14 protein-coding genes are annotated in these 14,495 nt (G+C 48.5%); 6 read left to right on the top strand and 8 right to left on the bottom strand.

Annotated features, from left to right (window positions below):
• The first annotated feature begins 632 nt into the window (after positions 1-632).
• From AB8516_RS03700 to AB8516_RS03680, 5 genes are all read left to right on the top strand, one after another.
• Positions 633-1,592, top strand: a complete 960-nt coding sequence (locus tag AB8516_RS03700; protein WP_369158197.1) for a reverse transcriptase domain-containing protein — start codon at positions 633-635, stop codon at positions 1,590-1,592.
• Complete coding sequence (locus AB8516_RS03695; protein ID WP_369158195.1) at positions 1,579-2,928, top strand: AAA family ATPase; 1,350 nt, start codon at positions 1,579-1,581, stop codon at positions 2,926-2,928. Before AB8516_RS03700 ends, AB8516_RS03695 begins: the two co-directional genes overlap by 14 nt.
• Before the next feature lie 384 nt (positions 2,929-3,312).
• The gene (locus AB8516_RS03690; RefSeq protein ID WP_369158193.1) at positions 3,313-3,795 is read left to right on the top strand and encodes a tyrosine-type recombinase/integrase; all 483 of its coding nucleotides are present in this window, start codon (positions 3,313-3,315) and stop codon (positions 3,793-3,795) included.
• 357 nt (positions 3,796-4,152) lie between these two features.
• Positions 4,153-4,593, top strand: a complete 441-nt coding sequence (locus AB8516_RS03685; protein ID WP_369158191.1) for a universal stress protein — start codon at positions 4,153-4,155, stop codon at positions 4,591-4,593.
• Between the two features lie 186 nt (positions 4,594-4,779).
• On the top strand, positions 4,780-6,000 hold the full coding sequence (locus tag AB8516_RS03680) for a hypothetical protein (protein ID WP_369158189.1): 1,221 nt from the start codon (positions 4,780-4,782) through the stop codon (positions 5,998-6,000).
• A gap of 256 nt (positions 6,001-6,256) precedes the next feature.
• Here AB8516_RS03680 and AB8516_RS03675 read toward each other — a convergent pair whose 3' ends face one another.
• Positions 6,257-7,009 carry a DUF2189 domain-containing protein gene (locus tag AB8516_RS03675; protein WP_369158187.1) on the bottom strand — a complete coding sequence of 251 codons (753 nt, stop codon included), beginning with the start codon at positions 7,007-7,009 and terminating at the stop codon, positions 6,257-6,259.
• A gap of 190 nt (positions 7,010-7,199) precedes the next feature.
• Positions 7,200-7,430 carry a hypothetical protein gene (locus AB8516_RS03670; protein ID WP_369158184.1) on the bottom strand — a complete coding sequence of 77 codons (231 nt, stop codon included), beginning with the start codon at positions 7,428-7,430 and terminating at the stop codon, positions 7,200-7,202.
• A gap of 200 nt (positions 7,431-7,630) precedes the next feature.
• Here AB8516_RS03670 and AB8516_RS03665 point away from each other — a divergent pair, with 200 nt between their 5' ends.
• Positions 7,631-8,557, top strand: a complete 927-nt coding sequence (locus AB8516_RS03665; RefSeq protein ID WP_369158182.1) for a M28 family peptidase — start codon at positions 7,631-7,633, stop codon at positions 8,555-8,557.
• Positions 8,558-8,693: 136 nt separating this feature from the next.
• Here the strand turns inward: AB8516_RS03665 and AB8516_RS03660 are convergent, their stop codons facing one another.
• The 6 genes from AB8516_RS03660 to AB8516_RS03635 all read right to left on the bottom strand — a co-directional run bounded on the left by AB8516_RS03660 (position 8,694) and on the right by AB8516_RS03635 (position 14,318).
• Positions 8,694-9,503, bottom strand: coding sequence for a phosphate ABC transporter ATP-binding protein (locus tag AB8516_RS03660; protein ID WP_369158180.1), 810 nt, complete (start codon positions 9,501-9,503; stop codon positions 8,694-8,696).
• A 31-nt stretch (positions 9,504-9,534) separates the two neighbouring features.
• Entirely contained in the window at positions 9,535-10,341 is an 807-nt protein-coding gene (locus tag AB8516_RS03655; RefSeq protein ID WP_369158178.1) for a phosphate ABC transporter ATP-binding protein, read from the bottom strand.
• A 2-nt stretch (positions 10,342-10,343) separates the two neighbouring features.
• The gene (gene pstA / locus AB8516_RS03650) at positions 10,344-11,213 is read right to left on the bottom strand and encodes a phosphate ABC transporter permease PstA (RefSeq protein ID WP_369158176.1); all 870 of its coding nucleotides are present in this window, start codon (positions 11,211-11,213) and stop codon (positions 10,344-10,346) included.
• Positions 11,214-11,219: 6 nt separating this feature from the next.
• Positions 11,220-12,152, bottom strand: coding sequence for a phosphate ABC transporter permease subunit PstC (gene pstC, locus AB8516_RS03645; RefSeq protein ID WP_083220895.1), 933 nt, complete (start codon positions 12,150-12,152; stop codon positions 11,220-11,222).
• A gap of 1 nt (position 12,153) precedes the next feature.
• Positions 12,154-13,230 carry a phosphate signaling complex protein PhoU gene (gene phoU / locus AB8516_RS03640; protein WP_369158174.1) on the bottom strand — a complete coding sequence of 359 codons (1,077 nt, stop codon included), beginning with the start codon at positions 13,228-13,230 and terminating at the stop codon, positions 12,154-12,156.
• 212 nt (positions 13,231-13,442) lie between these two features.
• On the bottom strand, positions 13,443-14,318 hold the full coding sequence (locus tag AB8516_RS03635) for a phosphate ABC transporter substrate-binding protein (protein WP_369158172.1): 876 nt from the start codon (positions 14,316-14,318) through the stop codon (positions 13,443-13,445).
• Positions 14,319-14,495: the final 177 nt, after the last annotated feature.

Below are 14,495 nucleotides of genomic sequence, written 5' to 3'. Positions count from 1 at the left end.
TCAAACTGCTTTGTGGAAAGTACACGCGTCTCTCTTATTCCTAAGGAAGGTTGAATAGAACACACAGATTAGATTAGGAAAACAGGCATCGACTAATAATTCACGGGCCAGCGAGGGAACATAGAATCTCGAGATCTCAAAGAGCAACCCTTAAAAAATTAATAAATGGGAAAAGATTCTCTTGCTTAGCTATTTACAGGCCTCAATATATTAAAGTGTCTCAGGTAACCGTCCTATCTCACTGATAAGTATGACTATTTATCTGAAATATTCATTTTGACCGCTTCAGTGTTGTAGGACTATAATTCTATTACCAGTGACTAGGAGCATCTCCAGTCGTTCAGCTGGTCCCTAGGTGCCTACAAGGTAGTTTCTTCTGGCTGCCCCCTCTGGGGGCAGGTAGTTGAAAAATAAGCCTTCTTTCCTTTGAAGAAAGTGCTCGTTCCCAAGCTAGCTCCCCTTAAAGTCTGCGCTAAGGCTTTATCCTTTCTAACTACTATTTCTACCTCTTCATCTCCAGTATGGCCTGTATTTGCTAGCTGTACATTTCGATGCCACAATGATTCCCTTTTAATATCTAATTTAAAGTTGTTTTCCTAGGAAAATGCCCAATGATTTACTAAGGAATTAATGTGGGTAATCGAACATTAGAACAGTCATTTATTGCAGTTTTCCACAACAGGGAAAGTTTTGATGACTTTTGTTCTTTTGATCCTAAAGAGAATGTAGAGGAGTTTCTATACAAAGATCGTAAGGTTTACAGGACATCGAAGAAATACAAAAGCTATTTGAGATTCTTGGATAAGGTGATTTTGCGACATGTGGCGAGAAACGCTGATGTCGTTCATTCCTATATAAAGGGGAAAAGTACTTTAACAGCCGTGGGTGCTCATGCAGGAAGCAGCGCGTTTTTTTTGACTGATATCAAATCATTTTTTCCTAACATAACGGAACGAGACGTCACTCGCGTGTTGACAAGAGATAAGGCTCAAATACCAATAGCAGATTTTGAGTCATATATTTCTTATTGCTCTCGCATTATGACCTGGGATGACTCAATTCCAGTTGGCTTTCCTACTTCACCTCAACTTAGCAATGGTTTTCTTTATGAATTCGATAATGCTTTACATGACTTCTGTGAAAAGCACGGTTTAATATACACACGTTATTCAGATGACATCATCATTTCTGGTGACAACAAAGAGAAACTGTTGTCGCTTAGAGATTCTGTTCAAGAACTGCTTCACATATATGCTTCTGATAAACTTTTCATTAATACAGAAAAAACACGTATTACCCATATAGGCAATAAAGTTAAAATACTTGGTTTGATTATCACCCAAGAGGGGAATGTAACAATAGACTCAAAGTATAAAAGGACTCTTGAGACTCTTCTGCACTTTTACACAACCGATAAAGCACGATACAACGACTTTCTGGAGAAGAAGTTTGATGAGAAAGAACATTCTTTGTTCGGTCTGCTCCACTACGTAAAGGCAACAGATCCAACGTATCTAGAGAAGCTGCAACGAAAGTACGGGCTGTTGTCTCTGCGTATACTCATGGAGGATAAGTGGAGTGACAAAGGATAGCGTTTCATTACAGTCCGTAAATAACATAGACAACCTCGAGATTGATTTTGATTTTTCAGCTACTAATATCATCGTAATCACAGGAAGGAATGGCATTGGCAAGACCACAATAATAAAGTCTTTTTACCTACTCTCTGACCCTGACATCTTTTCGAAATCGTCAGGAGAAAATGCGGTAAACTACGCAAGTAGAGTTTCTTTTTCACTTAATGGTATTGAGCCATTTGGCTTTTATTACAATGCAAGACTAGGAGCTTTTGATACTAAAGATGCCTTGCCTGGTGAGGGATATATCGTTTCTGAATTACCGATACCTTATGGGGCTAGATTTCAACACTATTCTAGTGTTTCAAAAGTTGATGCGGAGTTAAAATTCAATATTGCATCTGCTGACTATAAGCGAGCAAGCAATCTAATTGCTTTCTTATCAGATGTTTACTCCTCAAACAAATTCGATAATCTGAAGTCCACAAAAATAAAGAACAACGAATACTACTTTATTCTAAAAGAAGATGATTACTATTTACGAGAAGACCACTTCAGTTCTGGAGAATTCTTCCTCATTCAGCTATATAGGCTTATTGGCTCCGGAGCAAAGCTGATTCTTGTTGATGAATTGGATGTTGCGCTTGATGCTGTCGCGCAAGTAAATTTGTACTCATCGATAAAGCCGATACTACAAGAAAATAATTCTAGATTAATCGTAGTTTCTCATTCATTAGCTTTTATGGAGACAGTTGATGAGGGATGCCTATATTACCTGGAGAAGGAGGATGGCATAATCTCTTTAGAGGTGAGGTCATTTAGTTACATAAAATCTGATTTGTTCGGATTTCAAGGATATGACCGATATTTTCTAACTGAAGATGAGGTCCTTGAGGAATTCATTGAGTTCTTGATAAGGTATTATTCAATCGCTTGCCACTATCAGCATATCACCATCGGTGTTGCTGGAGTAAATCAGGTTCGAATGATTGTCGAAAAAAATGATGACCGAAAAATATTTGCAGATTCTAATAAGGTGCTGTGTGTAGTCGATGGTGATGTCTTCCCTGAATTGCAGGATAGCTATAACGGACCAACAAGAGTAGTTTGCACTCCTGTAGATGATCTTCAGTCATATTTATATCTCAACCGAGAAGCTTTATTGAGCGATGTTGAGTTGCCAACTCACAATGAATCGAGCAATGTGAAGAGAGCGTCAAAACAATACTGGAAATGGCTGCTAAACAGCAAGGGTATTAGTGCGGAGCGGCTATACAGAACTATTGTAGAATCAGAAGGAGTAGATGTATTCCAGCTCAAGAACGAAATTGAAGCCTTTCTAAGTCAATAGAAAAGATTAATCAAGCACTTGGTAATTGAAAGAAAAGAGCCAAAATTATGATGTAATGGTATGCCTATGGACAGTTATAAGCATCGCATTCACTGTCTGATCATGTCCGCTTCCTTTAATAAAGTTTTTGAACGACATAGCATTCGGAACGACCGCTTAGGTCGCGACAGTGACCGTACCGTAAATCGACAATACTTATGATTCCTTTCCCATAAATGGAGGAAATGAATCATGAAACAACTCACTGACATCGAATTTGCCAATAATAATTGCATCCCCTGGAACAAAGGGAGAATCATTGGTCAAAAACCACCCCTCAAGCCACAGGATATCTGGTCAATTCGTGTACTCTTAAAGATGTAAAAGAAATATCGCGATCTTGCATTGTTCAACCTCGCAATTGACAGTAAGCTCAGAGCATGTGATTTGGTAAAGCTGAAGACAAGTGATGTTGTCCATGGTGAGAGCGTCCTGGCACGAGCCTCAATCTTACAGCAGAAAACGGGACAGCCGGTCCGGTTTGGGATCACGGATCAAACCCGTGCTGCGGTGCAGCAGTGTATGGCGGCTGCAAATTTGCGGGGTGATACCTGGCTGTTCGCAAGCCGGGTACGACCAGAGGCTCATATCACGACGCGCCAATACGCACGGATTGTCAAAGCTTGGGTCGCGATGATCGGCCTCGACCCGACTGTGTATGGCACGCACTCGATTCGCCGTACGAAAGCCAGCATTATATACAAACGGACAAAGAATCTGCGCGCCGTTCAACTACTACTTGGTCATACCAAGCTCGAAAGCACAGTGAGATATCTTATGGTAGAGGTGGATGACGCACTTGAAATGGCTGAGCATACCGAGATCTGACCAAACTATGGCCGGCTTAGCATCCGGGGTACGGTCGCTCTCCCGCCAGTAGCAGATATCTACCTGGACAGTGTAAGATGGCCGTTATCGACCCTGAGCGGTCATTCGTGCTCATCTGTGTCATGATGACCATACTTACCCATACAATCCGCTAAAGAAGCATCGAGAATATGGGATTAGAAGAGCGAAATCTTGTGTTTGCGCGGCCAGTTCCGGTTATGCTCCCGTGGTCCCCTGAAGAATAACCATGGACCCATAAGGGTTGGAAGGAACTGGTTTATGAATACCACTTAGTCTGACCGATGGGTCGGTCGAATACAGTTTGGTACTATGGTGCGTAACTGATGGAGGGAATATATGAAACTTCTGGTGGCAGTAGACCTTTCTGATTCCACACAGATAATTGTGGAAAAGGCGGAAGAAATCGCCAAGGCATTTTCAGCAAAGGTGTGGATCCTGCATAACGCAGAGCCTGAGCCGGACGTCCTGGAATTCAGAGCAGATCCGCAAGCAGCCCGAGAGTCCCTTGCGGAAAAATTCCATCTTGAGCACCGCCAGATCCAAGAAATAGCAAAGCGATTGCGCAAAGAAGGCCTGCAAACGACCGCGCTTCTTGTGCATGGGCCAACAATAGAAACAATTCTTAAGGAGGCATCGGATCTGAATGTGGATATGATTGTTGTAGGTACTCATGGACGAAGTGCGATGTATCAACTTCTTGTGGGTAGCGTCAGCGAAGGGATTCTTCATAAATCCCGATGCCCGATACTCGTTGTCCCAACACATCAACGTACCTGAAGTAGAAAATAGTGTCAGATCTAACATTCAAATACGGCAACTTCCAGCCAAGAGCGTTTATAGGGTTTTCCCCAGCACACTCCTGACCGTCATAATGTCATACTGGCCATAATACTAACTACGATAACAAGAATTATCCCCCTGTTGCGGTAGGTTTTGCAGGGAATTCTAAAAACGGATGGACATATGCTGAACATCATACTTGTGGTTATTGCAGCCGTTGTATTGCTGTTCATGTTCCATCCTCGCCTGCTCAAAAATGTATCCTGGCAGGCGACACTCACGCCACTCTCCTCCATAATCGGTAGCGGGTTTCTGATCATAGCTCCAATGCTTGCGAGCGTGATCGGCGTCTATTCTCCTCTCGCAGTCATAGTCATCGTAGTGCTCGCCTATGCCATTGGCGGTGTGATTCGTTTCAATATTATTCATGCCGAACCCCTCCTGCACGATAAGAATGCTCACCCTTGGATATACAAAATCGATTTTGTTGCCAATGCCGCGCTTTCCCTCGCTTACGTAACTGCAGTTGCGTTCTATCTGTCATTGCTGTCGTCTTTTTTGCTGAACTACCTGGGATTTGTGGATGCATTCGGCTGGGAAAGAACCCTGACGACAATCATCATAGTTTTTATCGCCGTGACCGGTTTCCTGCGCGGACTGGGGGGGCTTGAGAAACTTGAAGCGTATGCAATGTCCGTCCAACTGTCCATTGTTGCCGCACTGTTGATCGGGGTAGCTGTATACGACTACAACTTCGTTCAGTCCGAACAACAGCTCGTCTTTGATATCCAGGAAAGAAGCTGGATGACCAAGGCGTTTATGCTGGCCGGTATTTTGCTGGTCGTGCAGGGATTCGAAACATCGCGATTTCTGGGTGAAAAATATCATGCCGATATGCGTGTACGGACCATGCGTCGGGCGCAACTGATTTCAGGTGTCCTGTATGTGGTATCCGTCATCGTATTGATGCCGATCGTGCAACATCTCGACCTCGCGCATATCCGGATCGCAGACATAGTGAGCGCAACAGGACTGGCGGCAACCGCACTGCCCTTGATGCTGATTGTGGCCGCGATCATGAGCCAGTTCAGCGCAGGTGTTGCCGATACCGTCGGTGCCGGAGGTCTGGCGAGTGAAACCAGCAGGGGGAGATTATCGTCCAACAAAGGTTACCTGGTGGTATCGGTCTTCGCCATCGCATTGATATGGACCGCAGACCTGCTGGAGATCATCGCCCTCGCTTCCCGTGCTTTCGCATTGTATTACTTGCTGCAGTGTGTGGTTGCCCTTTTCGTGAACCACCATCATCGCGAACACAAAGCCTACTGGTTTCGCTTCGGTAACTTTGCCACCTTGGCAACCATTCTGGTATTTGTTGTGTTATTCGCGATTCCCGCTGAATAGATACCAGAAACTCCGATAAGCAGGTATTTTTGTGCCTGAAGATGGCAAATAATGGCACTTCTCAGCAATTAGGCTTAAAATACGTTAGGTCCGTCCCCCGAGGAGTCCAATCAAATCGATCAAGCGGTCTTTCGATTTTGATTATGCGCTGCACAGGCTCTAATCGATACAACTCGGACATTCAGTCACTAATAAAACGGCTCCCAAGGAGCCGATTATCTTGAACTGTTAAGCCGCATGCCTACTGGCTTGCTTCTTATCCCTTCGTGATGATCGTCTCACGGTACCCGTGCCAAGTGGCATAACCAAGCACTGGTGCTATGAACGCGAGACCGATCAGTGCGGTCGCGAATCCTACAGCCGTAAATACGAAGATCATTAACGCCCAGAGCGCCAATACCCGCGTATTTCGCAACACTGCATTGATGCTGGTCAATATCGCTGTCGCTCCATCGGTATCCAGATGCAGAATCATCGGTAATGTGAACACATTTGCACAAAAGGCCAGGCATGCAAAAATCGTGGCGATCAACAAAGACGCCACCACATAAGAGCCTGTAGTCTGCCCGAATTCCGGCTCTATCCCGGCTATTATCGATAGCACGATGAACAGGAGCACTAACAACATACTCATCATCGTCGCAAATAAACGCTCGAGCCCCATTTCATTGAAAGCCTTCTGGCGCTCGTGACGGAAGGTTGGCTTGCGGTTCTGTTCGAGTTGATGGCTGATGTCGTAAAGACCGAAGCAGAGCACGGGCCCCATGATCAGGAAACCGAAAAGGAGGCTGACGATCAAGGCATTATTTTCATTGGCCCATGCAAAATAAAGAAGCAGCCAACCGAAAAAGACGAATGCCAAACCGTATGCCAAGCTGTGCCAAGGTGTGCGTTTGAAATCCTGCCACCCCATCTTCAACCATCTGAAAGGGTCGCCGATAGAGAGCTTACGGCAAGGTGCGTAGAGAGGAACATTATCCCCGTTGGAACCTCCTGTTTGTGTTTGCACTCCGCACCTCCTCTCAGATAATTATTCCGAACACTCTTCGCACTTAATATAGTGAAAATGAGGTTTCAAGGCCAATCTGTGAGATTCATTGAAATATATCCAAACTATGTTAGCTTTCGCTAATAACTCCTGGCGCATGCTTTCTGTTATCTAATACTGACTGGGTAGTACAGGCAAATCTTGACTTTTATTAAATTCTTTTATTATAAAAAGATGTGTGATCCGACGTATGGCGCTTAGGTTCCAGTTTAGTTGGTTTGATAGGTATAGCCAGACGCAAGAAAATAGCATAAATAATCCCATTAGCGGCTCCTTCGGGAGCCATATTTGATTTATAGCTGAATGTCCAATTTTGGCCGACAGTAGAAGTTGGCCAAATCAGCTTAGAATGACTTTTAGCTACACCCACTACTCCTTTCATGGATATGGAAGCCTTGTTGCATAATTGCCGAATGCAAGCCGTCAAGAACTTTCTGTTAGACGAGTAGTCGATCCGATGTGCTGAGTGTCCTAAACATCTTTAACGGACTGGAATCAAAACCTTTGAACGTAAAAACCTGGGGCCCATACATTCTGCGTTGGTCGCTCATAATCAGTCTAACGTTGGTGGGAATACTCTATATGATCCAAATGCCGGGCAAATCCTATTCCGGACCTTTTCACCCATTGGATAAAGAGGAGGTCGAGTTACGTGATCGACTGAAAGAGCAGGTAGAGGTCCTGGGCGGCAGCATCGGCGAACGTAATGTCTGGCATTACAGTGAACTGGAAACAGCGGCAGATTACATCCGAGATCTTTTTGTGGAGTATGGTTACAGTCCGGAGGTTCAAGTCTTCAACTCCGGCGGAAAAATGGTCAGAAACATCGCCGTTGAACTTCCCGGAGAAACCATACCCGAGGAGATTATCGTGGTCGGCGCCCACTATGATTCGGTCCACGGAAGCCCTGGAGCGAATGATAATGGAACAGGTGTGGCTGCGGTTCTTGAGTTATCCCGCCTTCTCAAGGATGAACAGCTGAACAGGACAGTACGATTCGTTGCTTTCGCCAACGAAGAACCACCGTTTTTCTACAGCAAAGAGATGGGCAGCCAGGTCTATGCCGCTCGCTCCCGTGAGCGTGAAGAACGCATTGTCGCCATGTTCTCACTTGAGACCATCGGTTATTATTCCGATATGCCGGGCAGCCAGCGCTACCCGGCGCCCTTCAATCTGTTCTACCCGGATAGCGCCAACTTCATCGGGTTCGTTGGCAACTTATCCTCGCGCAAGCTGGTGCGCCGTTCAATTGACACATTCCGCCGAACCACCGCATTTCCTTCCGAAGGCGTTGCAGCCCCCGGCTGGATTACCGGCATAGGCTGGTCGGATCATCTATCGTTTTGGCAGGCCGGTTATGATGCCATCATGGTTACGGACACAGCGCTTTTCCGCTATGCCCATTACCATTCGTCAACGGATACGCCGGACAAAATCGACTACACGCGTACCGCCAGGGTCGTAAAAGGGCTCAGTCACGTTGTTACGGCACTGGCTAACGAACGATAGATCCTGTTGCTGTTTATTCCTGACCGATGTAAAGAACATAGATTGGGTGAGAGGCGCAGTACAGCCACGCTTCTGCTTGGCGACTCCAATGCCCCCGCGTGGAATCATGCTGAAATCTGCCGATAGTTTGTTTCTATTACCCGTAACGGCCCTCGATGTAGTCCGCAGTCTCTTTTTGGTTCGGTGTGACGAACAGGTCTTCAGTCAGCTGGTGTTCGACGACCTTGCCCATCAACATGAAAATACACTCTTCGCTGGCGCGCCTGGCCTGGGCCATGTTGTGGGTGACGATGAGAATGGTGTATTTCCCGCGTAGTTCCCAGATCAGTTCCTCAACGGCTGCGGTACCTTTCGGGTCGAGGGCGGAGCAGGGCTCGTCCATCAACAATACACTCGGTTTTACCGGCAGCAGACGCGCGATGCAGAGTTTCTGTTGTTCTTCGAGGGATAGTTCGGTTGCCTTCTGGTTGAGACGGTCTTTTACCTTGCCCCACAAAAGCACCTGCTGCAGTGCAGACTCGACGATCTCATCCTCCTCGGCTTTGGAGGATTGACCCTTGGATGCATGTATCCGGTGACCGAACAGGATGTTGTCGCGAATCGAAATAGGGAGTGGATTGGGTCGCTGGAACACCATGCCTATCTGTTTACGTACCTGGACGAGCTCCACCTCAGGGTCGTAGATGTTCTTGTCCATGACATCGATGTTGCCTTCGATACGCACGTAACCAAGTCGTTCGTTGATACGGTTCACGCTGCGCAAGAAAGTCGATTTGCCACAACCGGAAGGGCCGATCAGGGAGGTGATCATGCCGTTGCGGATATTGAGGTCCACATCGAAGAGCGCCTGGAAGGTTCCGTACCAGAGGTTGAGTTTGCTGGTCTTGATGGCTAACTCAGGCACAGATTCGTTGATAGCATTTGCAGTGGCATTCATAACTGGCATTTACGCTTTCTTTTCATAGAGTGGATAGTGTTTAGCCGAACTTACCTTCGACATAGTCCCGCGTTCTCTGATCCTCGACTTCACCGGTGAACAGATCCTCGGTTATTCCGATCTCCACACACTGGCCTTCGAGAAAAAAGGCTGTTCGATCGGCAAGCCGTCTGGCCTGCTGCACCAGGTTGGTGACCAGGATGATGGTCATATCCTTTTTCAGCTCTTTCAGCACGTCCTCTATGCGCATGGTGGTAACCGGGTCGACTGCGATGGAGAATTCATCCAGCATCAGCAGATCCGGCTCCTGGGAAAGGGCGCGGGCGATGGTCAGCCGCTGTTGCTGACCGCCAGAGAGAAGACTGCCCAGGGAGTTGAGCCTGTCTTTGACCTCGTCCCAGAGTGCGGCACGGGTGAGGCAGCGTTCGACGATAATATCCAGATCACCCTTATTGTTGATGCCGCGCAGGCGTGGTGATAATGCGACATTCTCATATATCGTCAGGGGCAGTCCGACCGGTAGGGGAAATACAACGCCGATGCGGCTGCGCAGGGCATAGATATTCCTGAGATTGTGGATATCGAGGCCATTGAAGTGAATCTGGCCCTCAACCGTCATGTTGGAGTTGAAGGTATCCATACGGTTCAGGGCCTTGAGAAACGATGTCTTGCCGGCGTTGGCGGGTCCGATGATGCCGAAGATCTCATGTTCGTGTACCGACAGATTGACACCGCTCAGGGCCGGCGTAGCGCCATACTTGATGGTTACGTCGTTGACCTGGAGCTTGATAGGCGATTCAACGGTACTCTCCACTACTGTTTCGGGTACTGCTGCAGTGAGGCTCATGTCTACCATTTCTTTTTACCTCGCAGATACATGCGGAATGCGATAGAGATACTATTCATCAGCAGTACCATGGCAATCAGTACCAGCGCGACGCCGTACGGCAGGTTCTCCGGCACACCCGGCACCTGGGTGGCGACGACGAAAAGGTGCAGCGAAAGGGCCATGGTCTGATCAAAGACGCTTTGCGGCAGAAAGGGTAGAAAAAAGGCTGCCCCGGTGAACATGATGGGCGCCGTTTCACCAGTGGTGCGTGAAACCTCCAGAATGACACCGGTGAGGATACCGCTTACCGCATTGGGAAGCACCACACGTTTTATGGTCTGCCAGCGTGTGGCGCCCATATTCCAGCACGCCTCCCTGAATGCCTGGGGAACGGCACGCAAAGATTCCCGGGTGGCGACGATAACCACCGGCAGCGTCATGATGGCCAGGGTCAGGCTGGCCGCCAGGATGCTGGTGCCGAAACCGAAAAAGATAACGAAGGCGCCGACCCCGAACAGGGCGTGTACGATCGACGGCACCCCCGCGAGGTTGATGATCGCCAACTGGATTATCCGGGTAAACCAGTTATCGCCGGCATACTCGTTGAGATAGATAGCCGCCGCCACGCCAAGGGGCACGGATGCCAGCAAGGCGACGGCGACGATCCATACCGTACCCAGCAGCGCGGGAAAGATACCGCCGGCGGTCATACCGTTGGTTGGATCGGTAAACAGAAAATCGATCGAGATGATGCTGCCACCTTTGGCTATCAGAGTGCTCAAGATGATGATTACCGGGACAACCAATAGAATAGTCATCAAGAGGAATAGGATTCGGTACAGGTTCTGAACCCGTTTGTTCCGTACATTCAGTGCAGATTCGGCGAACATGACGATTTAACCCTTACGGATGCCACGGACGATGAGATCCGCGGACAGGTTGATCAAAAAGGTGATGATGAAGAGGAAGATTCCGATCGTGAACAGTGCCTGATAGTGTGGTGACCCGACAGCGGTTTCACCCAACTCCGCGGCGATGGTGGCGGTCAGTGCGCGCACCGGATCGAATAGACTGCTGGGAATATTCACGGCATGTCCGGTGGCCATCAGCACCGCCATTGTCTCTCCAAAGCCGCGCCCGACACCCAGCAGGACCGCGCCGAGCAGGCCGTTCTTCGCCGCGGGCAGGACGGTCTTGAAGATGACCTGCCAGCGTGTGGCTCCCAGTGCTTCCGCCGCCTCGCGATAGCGGTCGGGTACCGCTTTCAGCGCATCCTCTGCGATAGAGGTCATGATCGGCGCCGCCATCAATCCCAGGATGATGCCGGCGTTGAGTACGTTCAGCCCCACCGGCACATCAAACAGGTCGATAATCAGCGGATTCATGATGGAGAGGCCGATGAAGCCCCACACCACTGAGGGGATGGCGGCCAACAGTTCCACCAGCACCTTGAGGGACTCTCTCAGTTTGCCGGTGGCGAATTCACCGATAAAGATGGCCGCCCCGAGCGAGAAGGGGATTGCCACCACCATCGCCAGACCGGTAACACTGGCGGTGCCTGCCACCAGGGCGAGTATGCCATACTCGGGGGCATCCTCGTCGGAGGGTTCCCAAAACGGCGAAAGAAAAAATTCCCTGAAGGTGAAGTCTTCCAGCAGAAAGCCAAAGCCCTCCATGGTGATAAATACGAATATGCCTATGATGAAGATGATTGCCGAGATGCCGGCAATGAAGACCAGGGACTGGACAATCCTGTCGATATACCAGTCTAAATTCCGGCTATCGAAATCGGCAGACATCGACGGTTGCAGGTGTTGGATCTCTGACATTTCAGCTTGCTCCTTCACCACGAAGCAATTCCATCAGGTCCTTAATCAGTATTGCCAATTCGCGATAGATCGAATCGTATTCATGAATATCCTCATCCTCGGGCGCTTCGCCCAGTCCCCATTCCAAAGCGGATGTGTGAAAGGGTATGCGGGACAGGTAGGAGGAGATCTCTCCCTGCAGAGAAACCACCACGTGCTGCTCGGATATCTCTTTGCTCGTCAGCTGTTCGATGGAGGTCGGCTTGGCATCGCTGTAGTCGATGCCCTTTTCATCGAAAAACCTGGTCAGGTTTGGATTGAGGGTCTCAGCCTTGATCCGGCCGGCGCTAGTATAGTTGCCGACAGTGGGATGATTGATTCTGGCGATCGCTTCCGCCAACTGGCTCAGGCTGCTGTTGTCCTCATCGACAAAAAGTATGTTGAAGGTCTTTGGTGATTTCTGCTCTCCGGTAACAGCGAACACGGTTTCTTCGCATAGATTCTTGGCTTGGTCCGCAGTCCGTTTGAGTTGTGTGAAGACGACAAAGATCGCAAGTACCTCTTCCACTTTGGTGCGTTCATCGTTCTCCATCATCTCCGTATAGACAACATCCAGATTGTGTTCCATCTCCTTTGCCAGCGTCATGGTGCTTGTGGCGGCATCGGCATTCAGCTCGGTAAAGGCACTGATGGCCAACTGCAACATGTTCATGGTTTCGCCGGCGATGCGATCAAGCTCCCTGCCCAGGCCGCCGCTGGGAGGTTGAGACAGTTGTGCCGCTTCACGGGCAATGGTGACGGCGTAATCACCGACACGCTCCAGTTCGATGTTTGCGCGTATTACAGAGGAGAGCAGTCGCAAGTGTCCACCGCTGGGTATGTGGATGGCAAAAAAACGGTGGCAGATCCTGTCGATATCACGCATGCAGCGATTGATCGGGTTGTCGTTCAACACCGTGTTGTAGGCGAGTTTTTTATCCCCTGTCTGCAGAGCCTTCACTGCATTTCTGACAGCTTCCTGTACCTGTGCGCCCATTTTCGCCACACGATCGTGGATATTGTTAAGGTCGCGCTCCAGTCGTTCTTCGAGGTGGGCCATTGTCTGGTGCTCCGCAATGTATACTGTCACAAAATGACAACGTGTTTTTTGTAATTGATGCAGTTATTCTTCGAGTATCGAAACAGTACGATTTATACTGTGTGATCATGCAAGACGATCCATATATCGCCCATTAAAGTGAACAACTAGGCAGTGTATGGAATTCCCAATCCAGGTATGGATGAAACAACCTGGATTGGGATCGATTCTTATCAATTACAGCTTACGCCGCGTACCGGTGCATACCCCTTTTTCAGGAGAATGCACTGGCCTTCATCACTCTTAACCCAATCAAGATAGGTTTTGATGGCGCCTTGTGGTTCACCGTTGGTGTACATGAACAGCGGCCGTGCGATGGGATAACTGCGGTCACTGGCTGTCTCCACACTGGGTGTGACGCAATCACCACCATCCTTCATAATACAGGCCATTTTGATATGATCCGTGGCGTAGGCCAATCCGCTGTATCCGATGGCGCAGGGTGTCTTCTCGACAAGATCAACCACATCTTTCGAACCGTGCATGTCCAAAGTCCCCTGGCGGTATTTGCCTTTCTTGCCAAGTACCTCTTTTTTGAAATAGGCGTAGGTGCCGGAGTTGTTCTGGCGGCTGACAACGACAATCTCGTCACCCTTGCAGCCTGGTACTTTCAGTCCCAGATCGGACCATTTTGTAGCCTTTCCACCGCGCCCAAAAACTGATTTCAACTGATCGTAATTGAGAGTATCCGCCGGGTTGTCCTGATGGATGAAGACAGCAAGGGCATCATATCCGACCACATGCTCGATTGGGTCCTGCCCCTTTGATTTTGCCAGCTTCAACTCTTTCTTTTTCATCTGGCGGCTGGCATTGGCAATATCCACCGTACCGTTGATCATGGCGGCGATGCCTGTGCCGGATCCCCCACCCGATACTGCAACCGCCACATTGGCATCCACATCACCATAGGCTTCAGCCCAGGCCTGGGCAACATTCACCAGCGTGTCAGAACCCTTGTTCTGTATGACGGTACGATCCGCGGCCTGTGCCGAAAAAGCAATAAACAGACTGCTGGCCGCCACTGAGATGGCATAAGAGATTTTCCTCATTGTGAACACCCTTAGTAATAAATTAGATTAACCGTAAAAGCGTAAAAAACGATAGTCGACCCCGCTACCCCATCTTGAGTGGGCAGCCTTCATATTGTTTTTTGATCTGCGTTGAATATTGCAGGTTAATGACGACTATATTCCTAAAATATTACAGTTTGATGACAACGCGAGACT

This window comes from Candidatus Thiodiazotropha sp. LNASS1 (assembly GCF_964212655.1).
In the GTDB taxonomy this organism is placed as follows: domain Bacteria; phylum Pseudomonadota; class Gammaproteobacteria; order Chromatiales; family Chromatiaceae; genus Thiodiazotropha.
The sequence above is the reverse complement of the archived record's forward strand: the minus strand, read 5'-3'. Positions and strand labels throughout refer to the sequence as shown.